The 24,887-nt window shown below is 72.6% G+C and carries 21 protein-coding genes; 5 read left to right on the top strand and 16 right to left on the bottom strand.

Annotated elements, in window-relative coordinates; all coding sequences use genetic code 11:
* Positions 1-70: 70 nt before the first annotated feature.
* From mraY to mraZ, 7 genes are all read right to left on the bottom strand, one after another.
* Entirely contained in the window at positions 71-1,204 is a 1,134-nt protein-coding gene (gene mraY / locus Van01_RS16675) for a phospho-N-acetylmuramoyl-pentapeptide-transferase (RefSeq protein WP_204007937.1), read from the bottom strand.
* The gene (locus Van01_RS16670) at positions 1,201-2,628 is read right to left on the bottom strand and encodes a UDP-N-acetylmuramoyl-tripeptide--D-alanyl-D-alanine ligase (RefSeq protein ID WP_204007935.1); all 1,428 of its coding nucleotides are present in this window, start codon (positions 2,626-2,628) and stop codon (positions 1,201-1,203) included. The genes mraY and Van01_RS16670 overlap by 4 nt, the downstream gene beginning before the upstream one ends.
* Positions 2,625-4,181 (bottom strand): UDP-N-acetylmuramoyl-L-alanyl-D-glutamate--2,6-diaminopimelate ligase, encoded by a 1,557-nt coding sequence (locus tag Van01_RS16665; RefSeq protein ID WP_204007933.1) that lies wholly within the window; start codon positions 4,179-4,181, stop codon positions 2,625-2,627. Before Van01_RS16665 ends, Van01_RS16670 begins: the two co-directional genes overlap by 4 nt.
* Before the next feature lie 46 nt (positions 4,182-4,227).
* Complete coding sequence (locus Van01_RS16660; protein ID WP_204007931.1) at positions 4,228-6,459, bottom strand: peptidoglycan D,D-transpeptidase FtsI family protein; 2,232 nt, start codon at positions 6,457-6,459, stop codon at positions 4,228-4,230.
* A gap of 3 nt (positions 6,460-6,462) precedes the next feature.
* The gene (gene ftsL, locus Van01_RS16655; RefSeq protein ID WP_204007929.1) at positions 6,463-7,068 is read right to left on the bottom strand and encodes a cell division protein FtsL; all 606 of its coding nucleotides are present in this window, start codon (positions 7,066-7,068) and stop codon (positions 6,463-6,465) included.
* Entirely contained in the window at positions 7,065-8,171 is a 1,107-nt protein-coding gene (rsmH, locus tag Van01_RS16650) for a 16S rRNA (cytosine(1402)-N(4))-methyltransferase RsmH (RefSeq protein ID WP_204007927.1), read from the bottom strand. Before rsmH ends, ftsL begins: the two co-directional genes overlap by 4 nt.
* Before the next feature lie 207 nt (positions 8,172-8,378).
* Complete coding sequence (gene mraZ / locus Van01_RS16645; RefSeq protein WP_137781340.1) at positions 8,379-8,810, bottom strand: division/cell wall cluster transcriptional repressor MraZ; 432 nt, start codon at positions 8,808-8,810, stop codon at positions 8,379-8,381.
* Between the two features lie 355 nt (positions 8,811-9,165).
* On the opposite strand from mraZ, the gene Van01_RS16640 reads away from it, so the two are divergent.
* The 3 genes from Van01_RS16640 to Van01_RS16630 are packed head-to-tail and all read left to right on the top strand — an operon-like array spanning position 9,166 to position 11,982.
* Positions 9,166-10,413, top strand: a complete 1,248-nt coding sequence (locus Van01_RS16640; RefSeq protein WP_204007970.1) for a MurT ligase domain-containing protein — start codon at positions 9,166-9,168, stop codon at positions 10,411-10,413.
* Entirely contained in the window at positions 10,403-11,122 is a 720-nt protein-coding gene (locus tag Van01_RS16635) for a type 1 glutamine amidotransferase (protein WP_204007925.1), read from the top strand. Before Van01_RS16640 ends, Van01_RS16635 begins: the two co-directional genes overlap by 11 nt.
* A complete protein-coding gene (locus tag Van01_RS16630; RefSeq protein ID WP_308442402.1) occupies positions 11,119-11,982 on the top strand; it encodes a TVP38/TMEM64 family protein in 864 nt (287 codons plus the stop codon). The genes Van01_RS16635 and Van01_RS16630 overlap by 4 nt, the downstream gene beginning before the upstream one ends.
* A 163-nt stretch (positions 11,983-12,145) precedes the next feature.
* On the opposite strand, the gene Van01_RS16625 is transcribed toward Van01_RS16630, so the two are convergent.
* Together Van01_RS16625 and Van01_RS16620 are read right to left on the bottom strand one after the other, a co-directional pair.
* On the bottom strand, positions 12,146-12,799 hold the full coding sequence (locus Van01_RS16625) for a response regulator (RefSeq protein WP_204007923.1): 654 nt from the start codon (positions 12,797-12,799) through the stop codon (positions 12,146-12,148).
* Positions 12,796-14,094, bottom strand: coding sequence for a sensor histidine kinase (locus tag Van01_RS16620; RefSeq protein ID WP_204007920.1), 1,299 nt, complete (start codon positions 14,092-14,094; stop codon positions 12,796-12,798). Before Van01_RS16620 ends, Van01_RS16625 begins: the two co-directional genes overlap by 4 nt.
* Positions 14,095-14,226: 132 nt before the next feature.
* Here Van01_RS16620 and Van01_RS16615 point away from each other — a divergent pair, with 132 nt between their 5' ends.
* Entirely contained in the window at positions 14,227-15,138 is a 912-nt protein-coding gene (locus tag Van01_RS16615; protein WP_204007918.1) for an ABC transporter ATP-binding protein, read from the top strand.
* A complete protein-coding gene (locus Van01_RS16610; RefSeq protein WP_204007916.1) occupies positions 15,135-15,977 on the top strand; it encodes an ABC transporter permease in 843 nt (280 codons plus the stop codon). The genes Van01_RS16615 and Van01_RS16610 overlap by 4 nt, the downstream gene beginning before the upstream one ends.
* A 113-nt stretch (positions 15,978-16,090) precedes the next feature.
* On the opposite strand, the gene leuS is transcribed toward Van01_RS16610, so the two are convergent.
* From leuS to mbhE, 7 genes are all read right to left on the bottom strand, one after another.
* Positions 16,091-18,916, bottom strand: a complete 2,826-nt coding sequence (gene leuS / locus Van01_RS16605) for a leucine--tRNA ligase (RefSeq protein ID WP_204007913.1) — start codon at positions 18,914-18,916, stop codon at positions 16,091-16,093.
* A 231-nt stretch (positions 18,917-19,147) separates the two neighbouring features.
* Positions 19,148-19,510, bottom strand: coding sequence for a monovalent cation/H(+) antiporter subunit G (mnhG, locus tag Van01_RS16600; protein WP_204007911.1), 363 nt, complete (start codon positions 19,508-19,510; stop codon positions 19,148-19,150).
* Positions 19,507-19,764, bottom strand: coding sequence for an MrpF/PhaF family protein (locus tag Van01_RS16595; RefSeq protein ID WP_204007966.1), 258 nt, complete (start codon positions 19,762-19,764; stop codon positions 19,507-19,509). The genes mnhG and Van01_RS16595 overlap by 4 nt, the downstream gene beginning before the upstream one ends.
* 2 nt (positions 19,765-19,766) lie before the next feature.
* A complete protein-coding gene (locus tag Van01_RS16590) occupies positions 19,767-20,186 on the bottom strand; it encodes a Na+/H+ antiporter subunit E (RefSeq protein WP_204007909.1) in 420 nt (139 codons plus the stop codon).
* The gene (locus tag Van01_RS16585) at positions 20,183-21,646 is read right to left on the bottom strand and encodes a proton-conducting transporter transmembrane domain-containing protein (protein ID WP_204007907.1); all 1,464 of its coding nucleotides are present in this window, start codon (positions 21,644-21,646) and stop codon (positions 20,183-20,185) included. Before Van01_RS16585 ends, Van01_RS16590 begins: the two co-directional genes overlap by 4 nt.
* Positions 21,643-22,038: a sodium:proton antiporter gene (locus tag Van01_RS16580; protein WP_204007905.1), complete on the bottom strand. Its 396-nt coding sequence runs from the start codon at positions 22,036-22,038 to the stop codon at positions 21,643-21,645. Before Van01_RS16580 ends, Van01_RS16585 begins: the two co-directional genes overlap by 4 nt.
* Positions 22,035-24,779 carry a hydrogen gas-evolving membrane-bound hydrogenase subunit E gene (gene mbhE / locus Van01_RS16575; protein WP_204007964.1) on the bottom strand — a complete coding sequence of 915 codons (2,745 nt, stop codon included), beginning with the start codon at positions 24,777-24,779 and terminating at the stop codon, positions 22,035-22,037. The genes Van01_RS16580 and mbhE overlap by 4 nt, the downstream gene beginning before the upstream one ends.
* Between the last annotated feature and the right edge of the window lie 108 nt (positions 24,780-24,887).

Below are 24,887 nucleotides of genomic sequence, written 5' to 3'. Positions count from 1 at the left end.
GGACAGGGCGGCAACAACTTCATGATCAACGAGGGTGTGCCGTCCGGAGGGGCGGCCCGAAGGGGGTGGGTCAGCCCATGTTGGCCAGGAAGTCGCTGTAGAAGAGGCCGAGGGCGATGGCCACGCCGATGCCGGCGATGATCCAGAAGCGGACCACGATGTTGACCTCGCTCCAGCCGGCGAGCTCGAAGTGGTGCTGGAGGGGGGACATCCGGAAGACCCGCTTGCCTGTGGTCTTGAAGGAGATGATCTGGATCACCACCGACATCGTGATGATCACGAACAGACCGCCGATGATCAGCAGAAGCAGGATGGTACGGGTCGACATGGCCATTCCGGCGATCAGGCCACCGAGACCGAGCGCTCCGGTGTCGCCCATGAAGATCCGGGCCGGCGAGGTGTTCCACCACAGGAAGCCGACGCAGGCCCCGGCCGCCGCCCCGGCGATCAGCGCGATCTCCAGCGGGTCGCGGACGGTGTAGCAGTAGTTGTCCGGATTCGCGGTGTACGCCGGGTCGGCGCACCAGTGGCGGTACTGCCAGAACGCGATGACCGCGTACGCGCCGAGCACCATCACCGAGGCGCCGGTGGCCAGCCCGTCGAGACCGTCGGTGAGGTTGACGCCGTTCGTCGCTGCCATCACCACGAAGATGAAGATGACCACCGCACCGATCTTGGTGACGTCCAGCGCCGGGATGTCCCGGATGAAGCTGAGCGTGGTGCTGCCGACCGTCTCGGTGTTCGTCACCGCGCCCGACGCGTCGGTCATGGTGGACGGGAACCAGAGCGCGACCACCCCGAACACCGCACCGACCAGGATCTGCCCGAGCAGCTTCCCGCGCGCGCTCAGGCCGCCACTGTGCCGCTTGCGCACCTTCAGGAAGTCGTCGATGAAGCCGACCGCCCCGCAGAAGACCATCAGCCCCAGCAGCACCAGCGCCGTGATTGTCGGCTCGACCTGGGCGATCTGGGCGTCCGGCAGCGTGGTCAGGGCGAGGTGACCGGCCACGTACGCGATGACTGTGGCCAGGATGAACACCACGCCGCCCATCGTCGGCGTGCCCTTCTTGCCCTGGTGCATCTGCGGACCATCGGTCCGGATCGGCTGACCCGCCTTGAGCCGGGTGAAGACCCGGATCGCGATAGGCGTGCAGAACAGCGAGACGAGGAAGGCCACGCCGATGGCCACGATTACCGCTCTCACGCGGTGCCACCTCCGGCCGACGCCGACGTACCCGTGCCGTCCCCGGCGGCCTCGACGCGCAGCGCGTCGGCCACCTCCCAGGTCCGGTACCGGGAGCCCTTCACCAGGACGACGTCGCCCGGCCGTAGCTCGCTACGCAGCACCTCGACGGCCGCCGCCTGATCGGTGAGCAGCACCGACTCTCCTCCCCAGTCACCTACCGATGTCGCCCCGTGGTGGATCGACGCCGCCGCCTCGCCGACCACGAGCAACCGGTCCACGCCCAGCTCGGCCGCGAGCCGGCCCACGTCGGCGTGTCCCTGCGCCTCGAACTCGCCCAGCTCGGCCATGTAGCCGAGCACCGCGACGGTACGCCGTCCCGCGCCGATGCCGCCCAGCGCCCGCAGCGCCACCGCCATCGACGCCGGATTGGCGTTGTACGAGTCGTCGATCACGGTCACCCCGTCGGTGCGCTCGAAGACGTCCATCCGACGGGTGGAAACCAGCCCGAGCGCGCCAAGCGCGGTGGCCAGTTCGGCCAGCGGCATCCCCAGCTCCCGGGCCACCGCGGCGGCGGCCAGGCTGTTCCAGACCTGGTGCCGGCCGGTGAGCCCGAGGCGCACCGGCGCACTGCCCTCCGGCGTCACGAGGGTGTACGCGGGCCGCCCCCGCTCGTCAAGCGTCACGTCCACGGCCCGCACGTCGGCGTGCGCCGACTCGCCGTAGCGGATCACCCGGGCCACCGTCCGGGAGGCCATCGCGTCGACGAGCGGGTCGTCGGCGTTGAGCACCGCCAGACCGTCGGCCGGCAGCGCCTCGACCAGCTCGCCCTTGGCGACGGCGATGTTCTCCTGGGAGCCGAACTCGCCGATGTGCGACACCCCGACGTTGAGCACCACGGAGATCCGCGGCGGCGCGACCTCGCAGAGGTACCGCACGTGCCCGATGCCCCGGGCGCCCTTCTCCATCACCAGGTAGCGGGTGGTCGGACCGGCCTGCAACGCCGTGTACGGGTGGCCCAGCTCGTTGTTGAACGACCCGGGCGGAGCCACCGTCTCCCCTAGCCGGGCGGTCAACTGGGCGATCAGGTCCTTGGTGGTGGTCTTGCCGGAGGAGCCGGTCAACCCGATCACGGTGAGCCCGGGCAGCCGGTCCACCACCGCACGGGCCAGCCGGCCCATCGCGGCCAACGGGTCGGCGACGACGATCATCGGCACCCCGGGCACCTCGCGGGTGCCCATGACCGCCACCGCGCCGGACGCCACCGCCGCGGCGGCGAAGTCGTGGCCGTCCACCTGCTCCCCGTCGAAGGCGACGAAGAGCCCGCCGGGAGTGACCTTGCGCGAGTCGAACTCCACGCTACCGGTGACAGGCGCGGCGGGATCGGCGGCGACCAGCCGTCCGTCGACCGCCGAGGCAACCTCGGCGAGGCTGAGCGTGATCACTGGCCCTCCAGGTCCCCGAAGCGGCCCCGCAGCGCGTCGGCGAGTTCGGTCCGGTCGTCGAACGGGTACACCTCGCCGGCGATCTCCTGGCCCCGTTCGTGCCCCTTCCCGAGCAGGGCCACCACGTCGCCCGGCGCCGCCAGCCGCACCGCCTCGTCGATCGCCGCGCGGCGGCCACCCACCTCGATGACCTGGGCCGCCGCGCCGGCCTGCTGGGCACCCGCGAGCACCTCGGCACGGATCGCCGCCGGATCCTCGGTACGGGGGTTGTCGTCGGTCACCACCACCACGTCGGCACCGGCCGCGGCGGCGGCACCCATCGCCGGTCGCTTCCCCCGGTCCCGGTCGCCACCGGCACCTATGACACAGATCAGCCGACCGGTGCTGAGTTCCCGCAGCGCGGCCAGTGCGGCCACCACCGCGTCGGTCTTGTGCGCGTAGTCGACCACTCCGCGCACCCCACCGGCCACGCCCACCGACTCCAGCCGGCCCGGTACGCCCCCACAGGCGGCCACTCCCTCGGCGGCGGTCACCGGGTCGACACCGACGGCCACCAGGCTGGCGATGGCCAGCAGGGCGTTTGACACGTTGTGCCGGCCGGGCAGCGCCACCCGGGCGGGCAGGGTCAGCCCGTCCGGACCGTGCGCGGTGAACCGCTGCGCGTACCCCTCGCCGGTCAGCTCGTCGGCCCACCAGGTGGCGGCCGGGTCCCCGGCCGCGGAGAAGCTGACAGTGCCCGGCTTGAACAACGCCTTCAGCGCGGGGTCGTCGTGGTTGAGCACCTCGACGGCACAGCGGCCGTCGAACAGACGCGCCTTGGCCGCGAAGTAGTCCTCGGCGTCGGCGTGGAAGTCCAGGTGGTCGGAACCGAAGTTGGTCCAGCCGCCGACGGCGAACCGCACCCCACCGACCCGGCCCATCGCCAGGGCGTGGCTGGACACCTCCATCACCACAGCGGTCACCCCGCGCTCCCGGGCCGCGGCCAGCATGGCGTGCAGGTCGGTCGCCTCGGGCGTGGTCCGCACGCTGTCGACCACCAGATCACCCAGCCGGGTCTCCACGGTGCCGATCAGGCCTGTGGTGTGCCCGGCGGCGCGCAGCCCCGACTCGACCAGGTACGCGGTGGAGGTCTTGCCGGCGGTGCCGGTCACCCCGATCACTGTCAGCCCGGCCGTCGGATCGCCGTAGACGGTCGAGGCGAGCGTGCCGAGCACCGCCCGCGGGTCGGCCACCACAAGCGTCGGCAACCCGCTCCCGGCGGCCCACTCGGCACCGGCCGGATCGGTAATCATCGCGACCGCACCGGCGCTCGCCGCGTCGGCCGCGAACTCCGCGCCGTGTCGTCGGGCGCCGGGCAGGGCCGCGTACAGATCACCGGGGTGGACCTCGCCGCTGGCATGGGTCACCCCGGTCACCACCGGATCGACACTTGTCGGGGACGCCACGGCGAGCCGGGCGGCCAGGTCACCGAGCCGGACCCCGGTCACGGAACGGGGACGAGGATTGCCGCGCACGGCGTCAGACCCTACCCGGTCGCTCGGTCCACGCCGCACGGCGCGCCTGAATCTCCGTCTCATGGAGTCGAACCGCAGGTAGCGGCTACGGGAAAACGGTGAACGTCGGTGCCGCCTCGGTCGACGGCGGTACCCGGAAGTGACGCAGGGTGAAGGTCATCATGTCCCGGAAGGCCGGCGCCGAGATCTGCCCCCCGCCGCCGCTCGGGCTGTGCACGAAGACCGCGATGACGTACCGGGGATTCTCCGCCGGCGCCATCCCGATGAACGAGGCGACCTCGCCGGGCTGCTTCTTGCCGTCGACGAGCCGCCAGCCGGTGCCGGTCTTGCCGGCGACCCGGTAGCCCGGGACCGCGGCGGCCAGACCCGTGGCGTCCGGCACCGTGGTGACCGCTTCCATGATCGTACGCAGCGCGGCGGCGTTGTCCGGGCTGAGCACCTGCCGGGTCTCCGGCTCCGGCGCCGGGGTCCGTTTCCCGTCCGGGGCGATCGTCTCCTTCAACAGGTGCGGTTGGACGTACACGCCGTCGTTGGCGATGGCTGCGTAGGCGGCGGCCATCTGCAACGGGGTGGCGTCCACGCTGTGCCCGATCGGCACCGACCCGTGCGACGACTCGCTCCACTCCTGCACCGGCAGCAGTCGCCCGCTCGCCTCACCGGGCATGCCGACCTCGGTCGGCTTACCCAGGCCGAACCGCCGCTGGTAGTCGAGCAGGCGTTCCGCGCCGAGCTTGTCGGCGATCTGGATGGTGCCGACGTTCGAGGAGTACGCCATCATGCCGGCGACGCTCATCCGCCGCCCGTCCGCCTGGTGGGTGTCGCGGAACCAGGTGTCGCCCTTGCGGATCGCGTTGGCGACCGGGAACGTCGTGTCGGCGGTGATCACCCCCTCCTGCAGGGCGGCGCCGAACGTGATCGGCTTGTGCACCGAGCCCGGGTCGACGATGAAGCTGGTGGCCGCGTCCTCCCGGTCGGTCGGCTCGCTGGGGAAGGGCTTCGCCGCATTGTAGGTGGGGTGGCTGGCCTGGGCCAGCACCTCACCGGTACGCGCGTCGAGCACCACTGCCGCTCCGGTGCTGCCCTGCACCTGCTGCATCCGCTCGCTGAGGATGCGCTGCACCATGTACTGCAGGTCGCGGTCGACGGTGAGCACCACCGAGCTGCCCGGCTTCGCCTTCGTGGTGCGGCTGTAGCCGCCGGGGATGGGGGCGGCCAGGTCACCGAGGCCGACCTCGAAGACCCGTTGGCCGTCCTCGCCGTGCAGCACGTCGTCGAAGCGCGCCTCCAGGCCCTCCAACCCGACCATGTCCGGGCTGGTGAAGCCGATCAGGTTGGCGGCCAGGTCGCCACCGGGCACCTCGCGTCGCTCGTCGCGGTGGGCGGCGATGCCGGGCAGCTTCAGCGCCATGATCTCCTTGGCGCGACCGATGTCCACTCCCCGGGCCAGGTACTCGAACTGCGAGTCGACGCCGTTGATCCGCTTACGGGGCTTCATCTTCTCGGCCAGTTCCGAGGCCGGGATGCCGAGCAGCGGGGAGAGCGTCCGCGCGGTCGCCGCGATGTCTTTCACCCGGGTCGGGTCGGCGTAGACGTACCGGGCCTCGACGCTGTGCGCCAGGGCGGCCTCACCGGAGCGGTCGAAGATGGCACCACGCGGCGCGGGCAACTGCACGGTTATGGTGCGGTCGGCGAGCCCGCCGTCGGCGTACGCCGGGGTGTCGACCGCCTGGAGCACGACGAGACGCACGCCGACGGCGGCGAAGAGGGCCAGGGTCAACGCGGTGCCCAGCCGCAGTCGGCGGCCGGGATCGGCCAGCCGGGGCGGGCGGGGCGGCTTGCGCGACGGCCGGCGTGGTGGTGGCCGGTCACCCCGACGCGGCTCCCGACCGGCGACCCGCCGTCGGGGCGCGGTGACCGGAGGCTCGTCGCGCGGGGTGCGATCGGTGACGGTACGGGTCACCGTGGCGCGTCCCGCGCCACCGTCCCGCCGAGCCGGACCACCGGGCCGGCCGGCGGCGCGGCCGGCGGTGCCCCGGCCACCGTCGAGGACCTGTAGCGCCGGCCGGAACGGATCCTGCGACCTGTTGCTGCGCGGGGTACGTCGCTGCTCCGCCCGCCCGGGGGTGGGCGCGCCACCCTCCCGGATGGAACGGCCTCGCGGGGTGTAGGCGCGGGCGTCGGAGATGCCGCCGATGCCCCGCTCCACGTCCCGCTCCCCCGCCGGGCGGGGCGGCACCCCCCGCTGTCCGCCGCCACGCGACGAACCGCGCCGGGAGCCTTCGGCGTCCCGGCGCGGTTCCTCCGACCTCGGTGGCACGGCCTACCCCTCCGCGCCCTGCTGGCTGGCGATGGAGAGCTGCCCGCCGGCCGGCTGCGGCACGCCTATCACCTTGCCGTCCGGCAGCCGGATGTACGCCGGCTCACCCGACTCGACGAGCCCCAGCTTGCGGGCCTGGGCGGCCAGGTTGCCCGGCGACTCGGACTCGGCGATCTGCTTCTTCAGCTGCTGCTGCTCCACGTCGAGCTTGGCCTGCTGCTGCTGCAACTCGTCGAGCCGGAAGGCGTTCTCGTTGATCTTCGTGTTGACCGCCAGGATGCCCAGCACGCCGCCGACGACAAGCACCACCACAAGCGCGGCGAACGGCGCCCGCGGCACCCGCACCGGCGGCGGCGGGGCGACCCGCAGCCGCGGCGACTCCGACCGCTCGGCGGCGACAGCGGTGCGCTCCACCGGACGCAGTGCCGCGCTGCCCTGGGTCGGAAACTCGCGCGCCCCCCGGGCGCGAGTCTCCGCCGACCGGTTCACCCGGTCCGTCCGCCGGGCACCGTCGCCCGCTCCTCGGGTCCGCTCCGCCGCGATCCGGCCCCCCGACCGCGGTGCGCGCTGCCCGGCGTCGGCGATGTCCCGACGCTTGTCTACGTTCATGTCCCCTCCCCCTCTTCGTCCGTGGTGTCCCCCGGCGCCCGCCGCGGATCCGGACCGGATTCCGTGGCCGACCCCGTCCCCGGTTGGTGCATCCCCTTGACCCGGCGGCGGTACCGTTCGCGGTCGGTACGCCCCCGTTGCCGTGCCTGCGGGTCGATCCGCTCCGCGGCCCGCAGGCGCACCGAAGCGGCCCGCGGGTTCGCGGTGACCTCCGCCTCCCCAGGCAGTTCCGCGCCCCGGCTGAGCAGCCGGAACGTCGGCTCTGACCCGGGCAGTTCGACCGGGAGGTCGATCGGGCCCGTGCTGCGGACCCGATCGGCGAGCGCCTGCTTGGTGAGCCTGTCCTCCAGCGAGTGGTAGGACAGGACCACCAGGCGACCGCCGACGGCAAGCTTGTCCAGAGCGGCCGGCAGCGCTGTCTCCAGCGCTGCCAGTTCTCTGTTTACCTCGATCCGTAAAGCCTGAAACGTTCTCTTTGCCGGGTGTCCCCCGGTTCTCCGGGCTGGTGCCGGAATCGACTCCCGGACCAGTTCGGCCAGCCGCGCCGACGAGGTGATCCGGCCGCGTTCCCGCTCCCGGATGATCGCCGAGGCGATCCGCCCGGCGAACTTCTCCTCGCCGTACACCCGCAGCACCCGGGCCAGATCCGGGTGCGGGTAGGTGTTGACCACCTCCTCGGCGGTCACCCCGCGGGTCTGGTCCATCCGCATGTCCAGCGGCGCGTCCTGCGCGTACGCGAACCCGCGGTCGGGCGCGTCGAGCTGCAACGAGCTGACGCCGAGGTCGAACAGGACGCCGTCCACGGACGGGTAGCCCAGCCGGTCGAGCACCTCGGGCAGTTCGTCGTAGACGGCGTGCTCCAGGTGGACGCGGTCGGCGAACCGGGCCAACCGGACCCTGGCGTGGGCCAGCGCCTCGGTGTCCCGGTCCAGGCCCACAAGCACCGTCTCCGGGTGAGCCTGGAGCACCGCCTCGGCGTGACCGGCGAGACCCAGCGTCGCGTCGACGTGCACGGTTCGTCCACCCCGGCCCAGCGCGGGGGCCAGCAGCTCGAGACACCGCTCGAGCAGCACCGGCACATGCGTGCCGCGTAGCTCCCCCATGTCGACCCCCTGGTTGAACCGGTTGTGTATCCGCGTCCTGTTCGTCGGACGACGCCGTGCCGTCGTACCGCCAGATCCCCATCCGCTCTCCGCCCGCCCGTCGGGCCGTGGCCCGGTGGGTCGGATCGTGCGCCTGGCACCGGGGAAGGGATGCCAGGAACTCGAAAGCGGCTGGAGATCTCGCAGTACGTCGGGCGTCGCCACGCCCTACAGACCGCCGGGCAGCACCCCTTCCTCGATGTCGGCGAAGTCGTCTTCGCTCTCGGCGAGGTAGGTCTCCCAGGCGACCTTGTCCCAGATCTCCACCCGGGTGCTCGCGCCGATGACCACCAGGTCCCGGTCGAGCCCCGCGTAGGTGCGCAGGTGTGCCGGGATGGTCACCCGACCCTGCTTGTCCGGCACCTCGTCGTGCGCGCTGGCGAAGAACACCCGGCTGTAGGCCCGGGCCGCCTTGTGCGTCATCGGCTGCGCGCGCAACTGCTCCGCGATCCGCTGGAACTCAGGCGTCGGGAAGACGTAGAGGCAGCGCTCCTGCCCTTTGGTGATCACGACACCCCCCGCCAGCTCATCCCGGAACTTCGCCGGAAGGATCAACCGGCCTTTGTCGTCCAGGCGCGGAGTGTGGGTGCCGAGAAACATCGGCCCAACCCCCTCGCCCTTTAGCGGCGTTCGCGCGCCGCTGACCCCCCGGGCCGGTGGGCCCCTCCCGGCCCCACCAATGCGCCCCACTCTACTCCACTTCCCTCCACTCGCAACCAGATTCGACCGCGTGGCGCGCCGCGTCTCACGACAAAACAGCACGTCAGCCGGGGTGGAGCGGAGTGGAGGGCCGCGCGGCGCACCGGGGCGGGTCCGCTTTCCGACATAGATCGACTCCGTCCGGCCGAGGGTCATCCGACCGGGCGCCGCCCGCGTCGAGCCGAACGGATCGCCGTCGGTGCCGATCTCGCGGGTCCGCTGGTCCGGTAACCTCGCTCGCGTGACGGACGCGAAGATGCCCCTGCGGGCGAAGGTGGCCAGCTCCGTGTCACGGACCGCCGCGGCGTTGTCCCGGGCGGCGGGCCGGGGCGACGGGTCGGTGATCGGTGGTTGGATCGGCCTGAAGATCGACCCGGAACTGCTCGCCCACCTCTCCGCCGGACGGGCCATCGCGCTGATCTCCGGCACCAACGGCAAGACCACCACCACCCGGCTCGCGGCCGCTGCCGTCGGGGTGCTCGGCCGGGTCGCCACCAACTCGTTCGGCGCCAACATGCCCACCGGGCACACCTCCGCGCTGGCCAAGGCCGGCAGCACGCCGTACGCGGTGCTGGAGGTCGACGAGCACTACCTCGCGCAGGTGATCGAGGCGACCGACCCGCACGTGGTGGCGCTGCTCAACCTCTCCCGTGACCAGCTCGACCGGGCCAAGGAGGTCGCCATGATGGCGCAGCTCTGGCGCGCCGCGCTGGCCCGTCACCCGGACATCCGCGTGGTCGCCAACGCCGACGACCCGATGGTGGTCTGGGCCGCGACTCCGCCGGCCACGCACGATCAGCGGATCACCCCGCCGCACGTCACCTGGTTCTCCGCCGGGCAACGCTGGCATGACGACTCCTGGGTCTGCCCCGAGTGCGGTTCCACCATCCAGCGCTCCGGCGAGCAGTGGTGGTGCACCGGCTGCCCGCTGCGCCGGCCGGAACCGCAGTGGACCGTGGACGACGAGGGCGTGCTGGACCCGACGGGCGCCTGGTACAAGGTCAAGCTCCAGCTCCCCGGCAAGGTCAACGTCGGCAACGCGGCCACCGCGCTCGCGGTCGCCGCCGAGTTCGGCGTCCGCCCCTTCGACGCGGTCCCCCGCCTCGGTGACGTGACCTCGGTGGCCGGGCGCTACGCCCAGGTCGTCCGGGAAGGTCGCACCGTACGGCTGCTGCTGGCCAAGAACCCGGCCAGTTGGCTTGAGGCGTTCGACATGGCGGACGAGGCGCCGACACTGCTGTCCATAAACGCCCGCGACCCCGACGGGCTGGACACCTCCTGGCTCTTCGACGTCGACTTCGCCCCGCTACGCGGACGCCTGGTGCTCATCACCGGCGACCGGGCGTACGACCTGGCTGTGCGGCTGGAGGTCAACGACGTGCCCTTCCAGTACGTACGCACCTTCGACGAGGCGGTCCGGGCGGTGCCGCCGGGCCGGCTGGAGGTCATCGCGAACTACACCGCGTTCCAGGACATCCGAGCGGAGTTGGACCGTGTCAACTGAGACCCTGCGCATCGTCTGGATCTACCCGGACCTGCTGTCGACCTACGGCGACCGGGGCAACGCCCTGATCCTGGCCCGTCGGGCCAAGCAGCGCGGATTCCCGGTCGAGGTGCTTGAGGTCCGCTCCGACCAGCGGCTGCCCACCACCGCCGACATCTACCTCATCGGCGGCGGCGAGGACGGCCCGCAGGCGCTCGGCGCGCAGCGCCTGCTCGCCGACGGCGGCCTGCACCGGGCGGTCGCCCAGGGTTCGGTGGTGTTCGGCGTCTGCGCCGGCTACCAGTTGCTGGGCACCTCGTTCTTCGCCAAGGGCACCCAGTACCAGGGCCTGGAACTGCTCGACCTCTCCTCGGACCGGGGCCCCAGCCGGGCCGTCGGCGAGTTGGCCGGTGACATCGACGCCCGCCTCGGCCTGCCGCCGCTCACCGGGTTCGAGAACCACGGCGGCCGTACCCACCTCGGCCCCGGGGTCTCCCCGTTGGCCCGGGTCACCGCCGGCGTCGGCAACGACGGTGCCACCGAGGGGGCCTGGCGGGGCAAGCTGCTCGGCACGTACTCGCACGGCCCGGCGCTGGCCCGCAATCCGGCCCTGGCCGACCTGCTGCTGCGCTGGGCGACAGGCGCGCAGCACCTTCCGCCGCTCGACGACACCTGGGCCGACCGGCTGCGGGCCGAACGCCGGACCGCGGTGGCCACCGCCCGGGCATGATCCGGGAGCTGCGGAGACGACTCCTGCGGGCGAGCCGGTCGGGCGAGCCCGCAGCCGACGTCCCGGAGCCCGACCTCACGTCGGCAAACCCCGCCCAACCCGGTGCCGAAACCGCCCGGCCCGCCGACCCGGGCGACGGCACACGGTACGGCGACCCAGCGGTCACTGCCCCAACCACAGCGCGGCGGCTCCTGCTGCTCGCCACGACACCGTCGGTGACCCGGTTCTCGCTGCTGCTGCTCCTGCTCGCCGGGTTCGCGGTGACGCTGCTGCTGGTGCCGCAGCCCGACCCGACCACACTTCCCGACCTGGCCGACCGGATGGGTCGGCTCGCTCCGGTGGCCGGTGTGCTCGGCGGAGCGCTCCTGCTTGTGGCACTGGTCCCCCGCACGTTCATCACGCTCGCCGCGGGGGCGATATTCGGGGCCCTGGAAGGTGCCGCGTACGCCCTCGGCGCCGCGCTGCTGGCGGCGCTCATCGGTTTCACAGTGGGCCGGGTGCTCGGCCGGGAGTTCGTCGCCGAACGTGTCCGAGGCCGGTTGGCCCGCCTCGACCGCTGGTTCACCCGGCAGAGCGTCCTCGGCGTGGTCACCGTACGGCTGCTGCCGATCTCCGGTTTCGGTCTGGTCAGCTACGGCTACGGCACCACCGGCGCGCGGGTGCTGCCGTTCCTCGTCGGCAGCGTGATCGCCTCCGCGCCGACCGCGTTCGGCTACGCGGCGGTCGGCGCGGCCGTGACCAGCCCCAGCGGGGTCAACTGGTTCGCCGCCGCCCCGGCCTCGCTGGGCTTCATCGCCAGTGCGGTGCTGCTCGTCCGCTGGTGGCGCACCGAACGCCGGCTCCGCCGCCCCCTCCCCTGAGCACCCCCAGCACCACCCACGCCGCCCGCACACCCCACGCCGGCCGCGCACCCCACGCCGGCCGCGCTACTTCGGGGAAAGTGCTGGGTCCGAGGCGGTCGAGGCAGCACTTTCCCCGAAGTTGCGGACGCCCGTAAGCCGGGGTGGGGTGGGGTGGCGCGGGTCAGCGGGGTGGGGTGACCAGGCCGGCCTCGTACGCGGCGATGACCAGGTGCACCCGGTCCCGGGCGCCGAGCTTGCTGAACAGCCGGGCCACGTGCGCCTTGGCGGTGGCCACGCTGATCACCAGTTCGGCGGCGATCTCGGCGTTCGACAGGCCCCGCCCCACCAGGGTGAGCACCTCGCGCTCCCGATCGGTCACCCCCGACAGCGGCCGGGGCGACGGGACCGCCGGCCGGCGGGTGAACTCGGCGATCAGTCGCCGGGTGACGCCCGGTGCGATCAACGCGTCCCCGGCCGCCACCACCCTGATCGCGCCGAGGATGTCCTCCAGCGCCATGTCCTTGACCAGAAAGCCACTCGCACCGGCCCGCAGCGCGGCGTGCACGTGCTCGTCGTCGTCGAACGTGGTGAGCACCAGCACCCGCACGGGACCGCCGGAGTCGGTGATCGTCCGGGTCGCCTGGATGCCGTCGGTTCCCGGCATCCGGAGATCCATCAGCACCACGTCGGGCACGATCTCACGCGCCAGGCGCACCGCCTCGGCACCGGTGCCCGCCTCGCCGACCACCGCCATGTCCGGCACGTCGGCGATCAGCACGCGCAATCCGGCCCGCACCAGTGGTTGATCGTCGACGAGCAGCACCCGGATAGTCACGGCTCCACCGCCTCGTCGGGACGACCACCGGCCCCGTCACCACCATCCGAACGACGACCGACGGACCCAGCACCGCCCGGAGGGCCACTCGCCCGGACGGCGCCGACCGGGACGGCGTACTCCGGCGACACCGGCAGCCAGGCTGTCACCCGGAAGCCTCCCCCGGAGCGTGGCCCGGCCCGGAACCGGCCACCGACGGCGATGACCCGCTCGCGCATGCCGATCAGGCCATGCCCCTCGACGCCGATTGGGCCGCCCCGGCCGTCGTCGACGACCTCCACCGTGACCGCGTCGTCGCCGCGCTCGACGATGACCTGGCACGCGTCGACCCCGGCGTGGCGGACCACGTTCGTGAGTGCCTCCTGGACGATGCGGAACGCGGCGAGGTCGACCTCGGCCGGGACGGGCGCGTCGCCTGCCGTACGCAGCTCGACCCGGACACCGGCGTCGCCGGTGGCGGCGACCAGCCGGTCCAGCTCCGCCAACCCGGGGGCGGGCTCCAGCGACGCCGGGTCCCCGTCACCGCGACGCAACGCGCCGAGGGTACGGCGCAGCCCGGCCAGGGTGTCCCGACTGGCCGCCTCGATGGTGGCCAGTGCGGCGCGGGCCTGCGCCGGCTGGGTGTCGATCACCCGCGCGCCCACTCCGGCCTGGATGGCGATGACACCGATGCTGTGCGCGACCATGTCGTGCAGTTCCCGGGCGATGCGCAGCCGTTCGGCGGTGACCGCCTCGGTGGCGGCGTGGATGCGCAGCGCGTAGGCGTAGTTTCGCCGGGCCCGCACCGAGTTGCCGGCGATCCAGGCAGCCGTGACCGCCAGCACGGTGAGCGCGGCCTGGTTCACCGGTTCGACGCCGAGGTTCACGAAGGCCGCGAGCAGCTGCGTCACCAGCACCACCCCGGCGGCGGGCACCGACACCCGACGGGAACGGTTCGCGGCGACCACGGCGAGCGCCGCATCGACGGCGAGGAACTGGAGGTTGAACAGGTCCGCGAGATATCCCGGGTGCCGGCCGTGCACCGTCGCGCTGCTCAGCGTCGCGCCGGCGAGCATCAGCCCGAGCCCGGTCAGCGGGTGGCGGGGCAGCAGCGCCGCCGGCAGCGCCACGATCAGCACCGGTACCAGGTAGCGCGTCGGCAGCCACCAGCCGACGACGCCGATACCGTCGCCGCTGTTCGCCACGGCCGGCGCCATCACCCAGAGCACGGGCAGGACGGCCACTCCCGCCCAAACCAGCACCGCCCGCGCCGTCGGCAGCGCGGCACGCGTCCGCAGCAGGGCGATGACGTCCACCGGCACACGGTATCCAGCTCCGCGCCACCTCAGCATCGGCCCGGGGGCGTACGCCCACAGGCCACCACCCCGGCGCCAGGTACGGCCGGCGGGGTGACGCGGCCGGGCCCGGCGACCGGCAGCGTGAGCGGCATGATCGAACTTGATGGCCTGACCCGGCGGTACGGCCGCACCACAGCCGTCGACGACCTGACCCTGACCGTCCGGCCCGGTCGGGTGACCGGCTTCCTCGGCCCCAACGGCGCCGGTAAGTCCACCACCCTGCGCATGGTCCTCGGGCTGACCACTCCGACCGGCGGCACCGCCACCGTCGGCGGCGTCCGCTTCCGGGATCGTGCCCGGGGGCTTCGGCACGCCGGCGCGCTGCTCGACGCCGGGGACGTGCACGGCGGGCGCAGCGCGCGGGCGCACCTGGCGGCCCTGGCCCGCAGCAACGGCATCGGGGGCGTACGGGTCGACGAGGTGCTGGGGCAGGTCGGCCTCGACGACGCCGCGGACCGACGCGTCGGCGGATTCTCGCTGGGCATGCGGCAACGCCTCGGTATCGCCGCGGCGCTGCTGGGCGACCCGCCCGTGCTGATGTTCGACGAGCCGTTCAACGGCCTGGACCCGGAGGGGGTGCGCTGGGTACGGGGGTTGTTCCGGCGGCTGGCCACCGAGGGCCGCACGGTCTTCGTCTCCAGTCACCTGATGGGCGAGGTCGAGCACTGCGCCGATCACCTCGTGGTGATCGGCCGAGGTCGGCTGATCGCCGACGAGACCCTTGACGCGTTCGCGGCCCGCGTCGGTCGCGCGGAGGTCGTCGTGCGTACCCCCGAGCCGGCCATGCTGACCACGGCGCTGGCGGACGCCGGCGCGAGCGTGCGACCGGATCCCGATGGTGCGCTCACCGTGGCGGGGGTGGGCGCGGAGCGGATCGCTGAGCTGGCCCTGGGCCTGCGGATCCCGTTGCACCAGCTGACCCCCCGCACCGCCTCGCTGGAGGAGGCCTTCATGGCGCTCACCGCCGCCGATGTCGAGTACACCGCCCGGGAGGGCCGATGAACGCCGTGATCCGACCCGCCACCCGAACCGTCCCCACCGATCAGGCGCGCTTTCGTGACCTGCTCGCCGCCGAATGGATCAAGCTCTGGTCGCTGCGCTCCACCTGGGCCGCCTTCGCCCTGATCCTGCTCGCCATGGTCGGCCTCGCCGTCCACGCCGCGCTGGCCACCCACGCGGGCTGGCCGGACTGGTCGGCCGAGCGGCGGGCGGCACGCTCCCCGCTCTGGGACGCCTTCCCCACCGAGGCACAGATGTTCGTCGTCCTGGCGGCAAGTGGTGTCGGCGCGGTCGCGATCGGCGGTGAGTACGCCTCCGGGCTGCTACGTACCACGTTCGCGGCCGTCCCCCGCCGCCATGCCGTGGCCGCCGCGAAGCTGACCGTGCTGACCGGCGTACTGACCCTGCTGGGAGCACTGGGTGCGGCGGCGGCGTTCGCGGTGTCGCAGGCGATCCTCGCCGACGTCGGCGCGAACATGTCCGTGGGCGACCCCGGCGCCCTGCGCGGCATCGCCGCCTCCGCGCTGCTGGTACCGGTCTGTGCGCTCGTCGGCATGGCGCTGGCCGGGCTGATCCGGCACACCGCGCCGGCGATCGTCACCGCCGCGACGGTGCTGCTCCTGCTGCCCACAGCCGTCAACGAGGACGAACGCTGGAGCGCGCTGCTCCGGCACGCCATGCTGGTGCCCGCGTGGCAGCGGCTGAGAGACCCGAACGGTCCCCCACCGTGGCTGACCGACATCCACGCCGCCACCGTCTCCGGCGCCTGGACCACCTACGCCGCCTGGGCCGTGCTGGCCGCCCTGCTCACCGCCCTAGCCCTCCACCACCGCACCCCCTGACCCCCACCCACCCACCCCCCAACCCCCCGACCCAGGGTTGATCATGAGGTTGACGGCAGTAGTCGATCTCCAGACTGCCGCCAACCTCATGATCAACGCGGAGGATCCGAGGGCTAGAGGACGATGGAGACCATGCGGGCGGGGATGACGATGACCTTGCGGGGGTCCTTGCCGGCCAGGGTGGTGGCGACCGCGGCCAGGGCCGCTGCGCGTACGTCGTCCTCGCCTGCGTCGGCGGGGACCTCGATGCGGGCCCGGACCTTGCCGTTCACCTGCACCGGGTAGGTGACCGTCTCGGCCACCAGCAGGGCCGGGTCGGCGGTCGGGAAATCGGCGTAGGTCAGTGAGGTGTCGTGGCCCAGCCGCTGCCACAGTTCCTCGGCGACATGCGGGGCGAACGGCGCGACCATCAGCACCAGCGGCTCGGCCACCTCGCGCGGGGTACCCGCCAGCCGGGTCACCCCGTTGGTCAGCTCGATCAGCTTGGCGATCGCGGTGTTGAACCGGATCTGCTCCATGTCGCCCCGGACACCGTCGATGACCTTGTGCAGCAGCCGCCGGGTCTGCTCGTCGGCGGGGGCGTCCACCACCCGCGACTGCCCGGTCCGCTCGTCGACGACGGCCCGCCAGACCCGTTGCAGGAACCGGTACGAGCCGACCACCGCCCGGGTCTCCCAGGGGCGGGACACCTCCAGCGGGCCCATCGACATCTCGTAGACCCGGAACGTGTCGGCGCCGTAGGCGGCACACATCTCGTCCGGGGTGACCACGTTCTTCAGGGACTTGCCCATCTTGCCGTACTCGCGGTTGACCTGGACGTCACCCAGGAAGAAGCCGCCGTCGCGCTCGGCGACCTCCTCCGCCGGCACGTAGGCGCCCCGGGCGTCGGTGTACGCGTACGCCTGGATGTAGCCCTGGTTGAACAGCTTGCGGAACGGCTCGAACGAGGACACGTGGCCCAGGTCGTACAGCACCTTGTGCCAGAACCGGGCGTACAGCAGGTGCAGCACGGCGTGCTCGGCCCCGCCGACGTACAGGTCGACACCGCCGCAGTCGCCCTCACCGCGCGGGCCCATCCAGTACCGCTCGTTGTCCGCGTCGACGAACCGGCCGTCGTTCGTCGGGTCCAGGTAGCGCAGCTCGTACCAGCAGGAGCCGGCCCACTGCGGCATCACGTTCGTCTCCCGGGTGTACCGCTTCGGGCCGTCACCCAGGTCCAGCTCGACCTCGACCCAGTCCCGGCGGCGCGACAGCGGCGTCTCCGGGTCACTGTTCGCGTCCTGCGGGTCGAAGGTACGCGGGGAGAAGTCGTCCACCTCGGGCAGCTCGACCGGCAGCATCTCCTCCGGCAGCGCGATGGCCGTACCGTCGGCGTCGTACACGATCGGGAACGGCTCACCCCAGTAGCGCTGCCGGCTGAACAGCCAGTCCCGCAGCCGGTAGGTCACCGCGCCCTGGCCGCTGCCGGTCTCCTCCAGCCAGGCGATGATCCGGGCCTTGGCGTCGGCCACCCCCAGGCCGTCCAAGTCCAGGCCGCGCTCGGGTGCGGCGCTGTTGATCGCCGGGCCGTCCCCGGTGTACGCCTTGCCGTCGAAGCCCTCCGGCGGCTGCACGGTACGCACGATGGGCAGTTCGAAAACCTCGGCGAACTCCCAGTCCCGCTCGTCCTGGGCGGGCACCGCCATGATCGCGCCGGTGCCGTAGCCGGCCAGCACGTAGTCGGCGATGAAGATCGGGATCTGCCCCTCGGTGACCGGGTTGGTGGCGTACGCGCCGGTGAAGACGCCTGTCTTCTCCTTCGTCTCGGCCTGCCGTTCCATGTCGGTCTTTGCCGCCGCCGCCTTGCGGTACGCCTCGACGGCCTCCCTCGGGCTGGCGTGCCCGCCGGTCCACGCGTCCCGGGTGCCCGCCGGCCAGGCCGTCGGCACCAGCGTGTCGACAAGCTCGTGTTCCGGGGCCAGCACCATGTAGGTGGCCCCGAAGACGGTGTCCGGGCGGGTTGTGAACACCCGGATCGGCGCGACGGTGGTCGGGAAGTCGATGTGCGCGCCCTGGGACCGGCCGATCCAGTTGCGCTGCATCAGCTTGATCGGCTCGGGCCAGTCCAGCTTGTCCAGGTCGTCCAGCAGCCGGTCGCCGTACGCGGTGATCCGCATCATCCACTGCTTCAGGTTGCGCTTGAAGACCGGGAAGTTGCCCCGCTCGGAGCGGCCGTCGGCGGTGACCTCCTCGTTGGCCAGCACCGTGCCCAGCCCGGGGCACCAGTTGACAGGCGCCTGCGACACGTACGCCAGCCGGTGGTCGTCGACGATGGCGCGTCGTTCGGCGGACGACAGCTCGGCCCACGGCCGGCCGTCCGGGGTCCGCCGCACCCCGCCGGCGAACTCGGCGATCAGCTCACTGATCGGTCGGGCCCGGCCGGCCTCCCGGTCGTACCAGGAGTTGAAGATCTGCAGGAAGATCCACTGGGTCCAGCGGTAGAAGTCGGTGTCGATGGTGGCCACCGAGCGCCGCTGGTCGTGGGCCAGCCCCAGCCGGCGCAGTTGCGCCCGGTACCGCTCGATGTTGGCCTCGGTGGTGGTCCGGGGGTGGGTGCCGGTCTGCACGGCGTACTGCTCGGCGGGCAGGCCGAACGCGTCGAAGCCCATCGCGTGCAGCACGTTGCGGCCGGCCATCCGCTGGTAGCGGGCGAAGCAGTCGGTGCCGATGTAGCCCAGCGGGTGCCCGACGTGCAGCCCCGCACCGGACGGGTAGGGGAACATGTCCAGCACGTACAGCTTCTCCGCACCCGATCGAGGGTGGGCCGGATCGGCCAGCGGTCCGGACGGGTTCGGCGCGTGGAAGCTTCCCTCCCGTTCCCAACGGTCCTGCCAGCGGCGTTCGATCTCGTCGGCCAGCGCCGCGGTGTACCGGAACGGTGGGACCTCTGCCTCGGTCATGGCCTTCTCCTCGCGTCGCTCGGCGGAGTCTGTCGGAGTGCTGGCTGGTCTCGGGTCTGCCTCGACGGCCCGTCGCGGGCCGGCGGCGGGCACGAAAAAGCCCCTCACGCAGGAGGGGCCGCCGTGCTGTCGCGCGCTCAGCGCATCAGCACGGCCCGGTAAGAAGCAGGAAGACTCCGGCCATGCCCGGCAGTGTACCGCGCGTGATGCGACGCCGCTTCCCACTACCCCTCAGGCGGAGTCCCGGGCCGGCTCGTCGCCGCCCTCGCCGGCCCGGCCGCCGAGTTCGTCGTAGCGGGTGATCGACGCCAGCGGGGCCCCCGCCCGGTAGGCGGCCCGGGCCAGGGCGTAGCCGCCGACCGGTGCCGTGAACAGTTGCAGCCCGACGGCGGCCAGCACCACCACCGCGGTACGCCAGCCGGGAATCAGCAGCAGCACACCGAGCAGGACACAACTCAGCCCCAGGCTGGCCGCCTTGGCCACGGAGTTCATCCGGTGGTAGACGTCCGGCAGGCGGATCAGACCGATCGCGCTTATCGCGATAAGCGCGATGCCGAGCAGCAGCAACGTCGAGGCCAGCACGGTCCGGATCACCGCTGCCTCCGGTGCACCAGCCGGGCCATCGCCACAGTGGCCAGGAAACTCACAAGCGTCCCGCTGAGCACGAGGTCCAGCAGGTCCGGGGCGCGCAGGCGGGCGGCGAGCACCGCCAGGGCCGCCAGGAAGACGAAGAAGCCCAGGTCCAGCGCGGCCGCCCGGTCGGCGTCGGTCGGGCCGATCACCAGCCGGACGATCACCACAGCCATCGAGCAGGCGAGGACCACGAGCACCGCGTCGAGCAGGAACATCGTCACCTCCGAAGCACCTCCGACCGGCCCGCGTCGGGGCCGCCGTCCGGGTGGGTGGCCGGGCGCAGGGCGGCCAGCAGCCGCCACTCCAGTTCGGCCACCTCCCGGCGGAACGCCACCGGGTCGGCGGCGTACATGCCGTGCACCGACAGCGCGGCCGTGGGCTCCCGGTGCACGCCGAGGGTCAGCGTGCCCGGGGTCAGGCTCACCGCCAGCGCCACGGCCGCCACCTCGGTGTCGGTGGCCGCCCGCAACGGCACCCGCACCACCGCCGGAGCCAGTGCGGAACCGGGCGTCAGGATCTCCCAGGCCACCGCGAGGTTCGCCTGCACCAGCCGGACCGCGAAGTAGCCGGCGAACCGCAGCACGCGGCGAGTCCGCACCGTCGTGCGGCGGACGACGGTCATCACCGTGCCGCTCATCGGCCGCTCACCGCCCGTACGTAGCCGGCCGGGTCACGCAGCCCGGCCGCCGCCGTGTCGGCGACCACCAGCAACGGTTGAGCTGCCAGCCCGGCGGCCAGGGAGAGTCCGGCCAGGGCCAGCGGCGGTCCGACAAGCGTCGGACCGATCCGCTTCGCCACAGACGACGAAGCCGGCGGCGCACCTGTGAACAGCGCGCTCCAGATCTTCAGCATGGACAGCAGGGTGACCAGGCTGACCAGCACCGCGACCGCCATCGCCAGCCAGGCACCGGTCTCCGCGGTGGCCCGCAGCAGCAGGAACTTCGCCACGAAACCGGAGAACGGCGGCAGGCCGGCCAGCGACAGCGCCGCCCCCGCGAAGGCGAGGGCGAGCGCGGGACGTTGCCCGGCCAGCCCGCCGGAACCCTCCAGCCGGTCGGTGCCCCGGCCGGCGCGGACCGCCGCCGCGCAGAGGAACAGCGCCGCCTTCACCAGGATGTACTGGGCCAGGTAGTAGACCGCCGCGGCCAGGCCGGCAGCGGTGAACAGGGCCAGACCGAGCAGCACGTAGCCGATCTGGCTGACCATGTGGAAGGTCAGGATCCGCCGCATCGAGTCCGCACCGACGGCGCCGAGCACGCCCACCACCATCGACAGCAGCGCCACCGCGCCGAGCAGCCAGCGGTACCCGGGATCCCCGCCGTACACCACCGCGTAGATCCGGATCACCGCATAGAGACCCACCTTGGTCAGCAGCCCGGAGAAGAGCGCCACCACCACCGGCGAGACCACCGGATAGGTGCGGGGCAGCCAGTCGTGCAGCGGCACCAGCGCACTCTTGACGCCGAGGGCGAGCAGCACCACACCGCAGGCGACAGCGACAGTGGGTTCGTCGCGGGCCGCGCCGGCCAGTTCGCCAAGCCCGACCGCCCCGGTGGTGCCGTAGACGAACGCCACCCCGGCCAGCAGCAGAGTGGAGCCGAGCAGGTTGGTGGCCACGTACACCCGTCCCGCACCGCCGCGCCCGGCCCCGCCGGCCAGGCTCAGCAGCACGTACGAGGGCACCAGCATCACCTCGATCAGCACGAAGAGGTTGAACAGGTCGGTGGTGAGGAACGCGCCGCTGCCCCCGGCGGTGAGCACCAGCACCAGCGGCAGGAAGTACGGGCGGCTGTCGTCCCCCGAGCCGACGGCGGAGACGAGGCAGCAGAGCACCACGACCGCCGTCACGGTGACCAGCAGGGCACTGAGCGCGTCCGCCGCCAGGCTGATCGCGATCGGGCCGGGCCAGCCACCGACCCGCAGGACGGGCACCGCGCCGTCGCTGGTCCGGACCAGCAGGACCAGCCCGGCCACCAGCACCACGGCCATGGTGGCGAACGCGCCGACCCGGTGCAGCCGGATCCGGCCCGGTAGGACGAGCAGCACCCCGGCGACCAGCAGCGGCCCGACCACCGGGATCAGCAGAAGACCGCTCACCCCGGCCACCCCGCTGCGCCGTGCCCGCCTGTCCCGCCGATGTCGTCGCCTCCGACCGTGCCGGCACCGTCGGTATCAGCCTCGCCAGCGGAATCAGCACCGCTCGTGGGTCCGCCGGCATCGCGCCGCAGCAGGCCGAGCAGGTGGACGGTGATGCCGAAGGTGATCACGATTGCGGTCAGCACGAACGCCTGCGGCAGCGGATCGGCGGTGTCCGGGCCCACCTCCTCCAGCGCCGCGGTCCGCCGGCCGAGCCCACCAGCGGCCAACAGCACCACGTTGACGGCGTGCCCGAGCAGCACGAAGCCCAGCACCACCCGCAGCAGGCCCGGCCGCAGCAGCAGGAACACCCCCGCGGCGACCAGGACACCGACCACGAACGCGGCACTCATCGGGCGCCTCCGGCAGCCGACCGGGTTGCCGGTCGGGCCGGCGGTACGCCGAGACGTCGTACCGCGGCCACCACAAGCGCCAGAACCATCAGGTAGATCCCCAGGTCGAACAGCAGCGACGTGGACAACGACGGCACCGGCCCGGGCGTGTCCAGGGTGAGTGGAGTGAGCAGCGGCCGGCCGGCGACGAGCGGCGCCAGGCCGGCGACCGTCGCGCCCAGCAACCCGACCGCCGCCAGCGGCACCGACCTGAGCCGGCCCAGCAGCGGCGCCCCGCCAGGGTGCGCCAACTGGCCGAGCCCGACGGCGGTACCCGCCAGCAGCGCCCCGATGAAGCCGCCACCGGTCTCCTCGTGCCCGCGCAGGAACAGCACCGCCGAGGCGAGCAGCATCACCGGTGCGACCACCCGGTAGGCGAGGCGGAGCACCAGGTCCTCGTCGGCGGGATCGGCGTCGGCCGGCTCGGCCGGGCCGCCGGCGGTGAGCCGGACCAGCCCGAGTGCCACCACCGCGAGCACCACCGCCTCACCGAGGGTGTCCAGGGCCCGGAAGTCCACCAGGATGGTGTTGACGACGTTGGCGCCGCCGGTCAGTTCCTCCGCCCGGTCGAGGTACCACCGGCCGGGGTCGGACAGCCGGTCGCGCCCGGTCAGCACGGCGGTACCCGCCGCCGCCGCGATGCCGGCGGCGACCGCCAGCAGGGCCGCGCCGGTGACCGGCCAGTGCCGTCCGACGGGGGCGAGCCGACGCGGCTGCTGCCGCAGCGCCAACATGACGACCACCGCGGTCAGCACCTCCACGAGCATCAGGGTCAGTGCCACGTCAGGTGCTCCGACGGTCAGGAACCACGCCGACAGCAGCAGCCCCACCACTCCGGTGAGCCCGATCGCGGCAAGCGCGGACCGCACCACCAGCAGCCCGGCGAGGGCCGTCACGAGCAGTACCAGCAGCAGCCAGTCACCGGGCCGACCCGGCGCGCCGCCGAGGCCGTCCGGCAGCGCCACCGCCGCCACCGCGGCCAGGACCACCGCGGCCAGCAACGGTCGGACCAGGTAGGGCGTCGGACCCGGCGCGTGCGCGGTCCGACCGACAGCCGAACCGGCGTGCAGCAGCGCCTGCCGGGCGCGCTCCAGCAACTCGGCGAACGGTGGGGTGGTCGGTACGGCCCGCAGCCACCTGTCGACCCGTACGCGGCCGAGGAACATCAGTGTCCCCAGCAGCACGGTGAGCAGGCTCAGCCCCAGCGCGGGGGTGAAGCCGTGCCAGAACGCCAGGTAGGGCGGCGTACCCTCCGGGCGGGCGTCGTTCGCCGCCCGTTCCACCAGTGGGCTCAGTACGGCCACCGTGGGGCCGAGCGTGGTCGCCACCACCGCGGCCACCGCGGCCGGCGCGAGGAACGCCCAGGACGGTTCGCGTAGTTGGCGTTGCCGGGTCGGTCCCTCCACCATGCCGTGTACGAGACGGGCCGCGTAGGCGAAGGTCAGCACCGAGGCGAGCACCCCGAGGCCGGCGGCGGACCACCCCAGCACCGGCCCACCGGGCGCCTCGGGGAGAGACTCGAAGATCGCCTCCTTGCCGACGAAGCCGATGGTGGGCGGCAGTCCGGCCATCGACATCGCCGCCAACGCGGTGAGCCAGACCGTCGCCGGCATCACCCGGTGCAGTCCGGCCAGCTCCCGGATGTCCCGGCTGCCCGCCTGGTGGTCGATGATGCCGACGAGCATGAACAGGGTCGCTTTGAACAGCGCGTGGGCGACCGTGTAGAGGATCGCCGCGGCGTCGGCGGCCGGGGTGCCGACGCCGATCACGCCGACCAGCAGGCCGAGTTGGCTGACCGTGGAGTAGGCCAGCAGCGCCTTGAGGTCGTACTGGCGCAGCGCCAGCAGCGCGCCGAGGATCGCCGTGAGCAGCCCGACAGCGATAAGCGTGCTGTCCCACGCCCAGGAGCCGGCGAACACCGCCGAGAAGCGCATCAGCAGGTAGATGCCGGCCTTGACCATCGTCGCCGCGTGCAGGTACGCGCTCACCGGCGTGATCGCCACCATCGCGCCGGGCAGCCAGAAGTGGAACGGCAACTGCGCGGACTTGGTGAACGCCGCGACGATGATCAGCGTTCCCACCACCCAGGCCGGTCCGCCGCTCAACCGCTCCGGCTCGGCGACGATGGTGTTCAGGCTGGTGGTGCCGAGATGCATCGCCAGCAGCACGATCGCGGTCAGCAGCGCGAGGCCGCCGGAGACCGTGACCAGCAGCGCCTGCACGGCGGGGCCGGTGGCCGCGGGCCGACCGCCCTGCCCGATCAGCACGAACGACAGGATCGAGGTGAGTTCCCAGAAGACGAAGAGCACAAGCAGGTCGTCGGCGAGGACCAAGCCCAGCATCGCGGCGGCGAAGAGGGTCATCGTGACGTACACCCGCTGCTGCTCGTCCTCGCTCCCGTCGAGGTAACGAGGACAGTAGGCCATGATGAGCGCGCCCACGCCGAGCGCCAGCAACGCGAAGACCAGCCCCAGCGCGTCCATCCGCAGCGCGGCGTGCGCCTCCAGGCTGGGCAGCCACCGCCACGTCACGGCGACCTCGCGGTCGTCGAGGATCACCGGCAGCCGCACGAGCAGCAGCCCGGCCGCGACGAGGTAGCCGGCGGCCAGCGGATAGCCGGCGTCGCGACCGAAGCGCCGCACCAGCAGCGGCACGCAGGCCGCCAGGCCGACCTGCCAGGCGAGCGCGGCGGCGAGGATCACCTCGTCATGTCCTTCCCGTCCCGGCAGGCGGATTCGGGCCCGCTTACCCGGCAGAACCGATGACATGCGCTGCGTGAATGACAAATCGCTGCGTAAGCGCTCAAACAC

Source organism: Micromonospora andamanensis, from assembly GCF_016863495.1.
Taxonomy (GTDB): domain Bacteria; phylum Actinomycetota; class Actinomycetes; order Mycobacteriales; family Micromonosporaceae; genus Micromonospora; species Micromonospora andamanensis.
The sequence above is the reverse complement of the archived record's forward strand: the minus strand, read 5'-3'. Positions and strand labels throughout refer to the sequence as shown.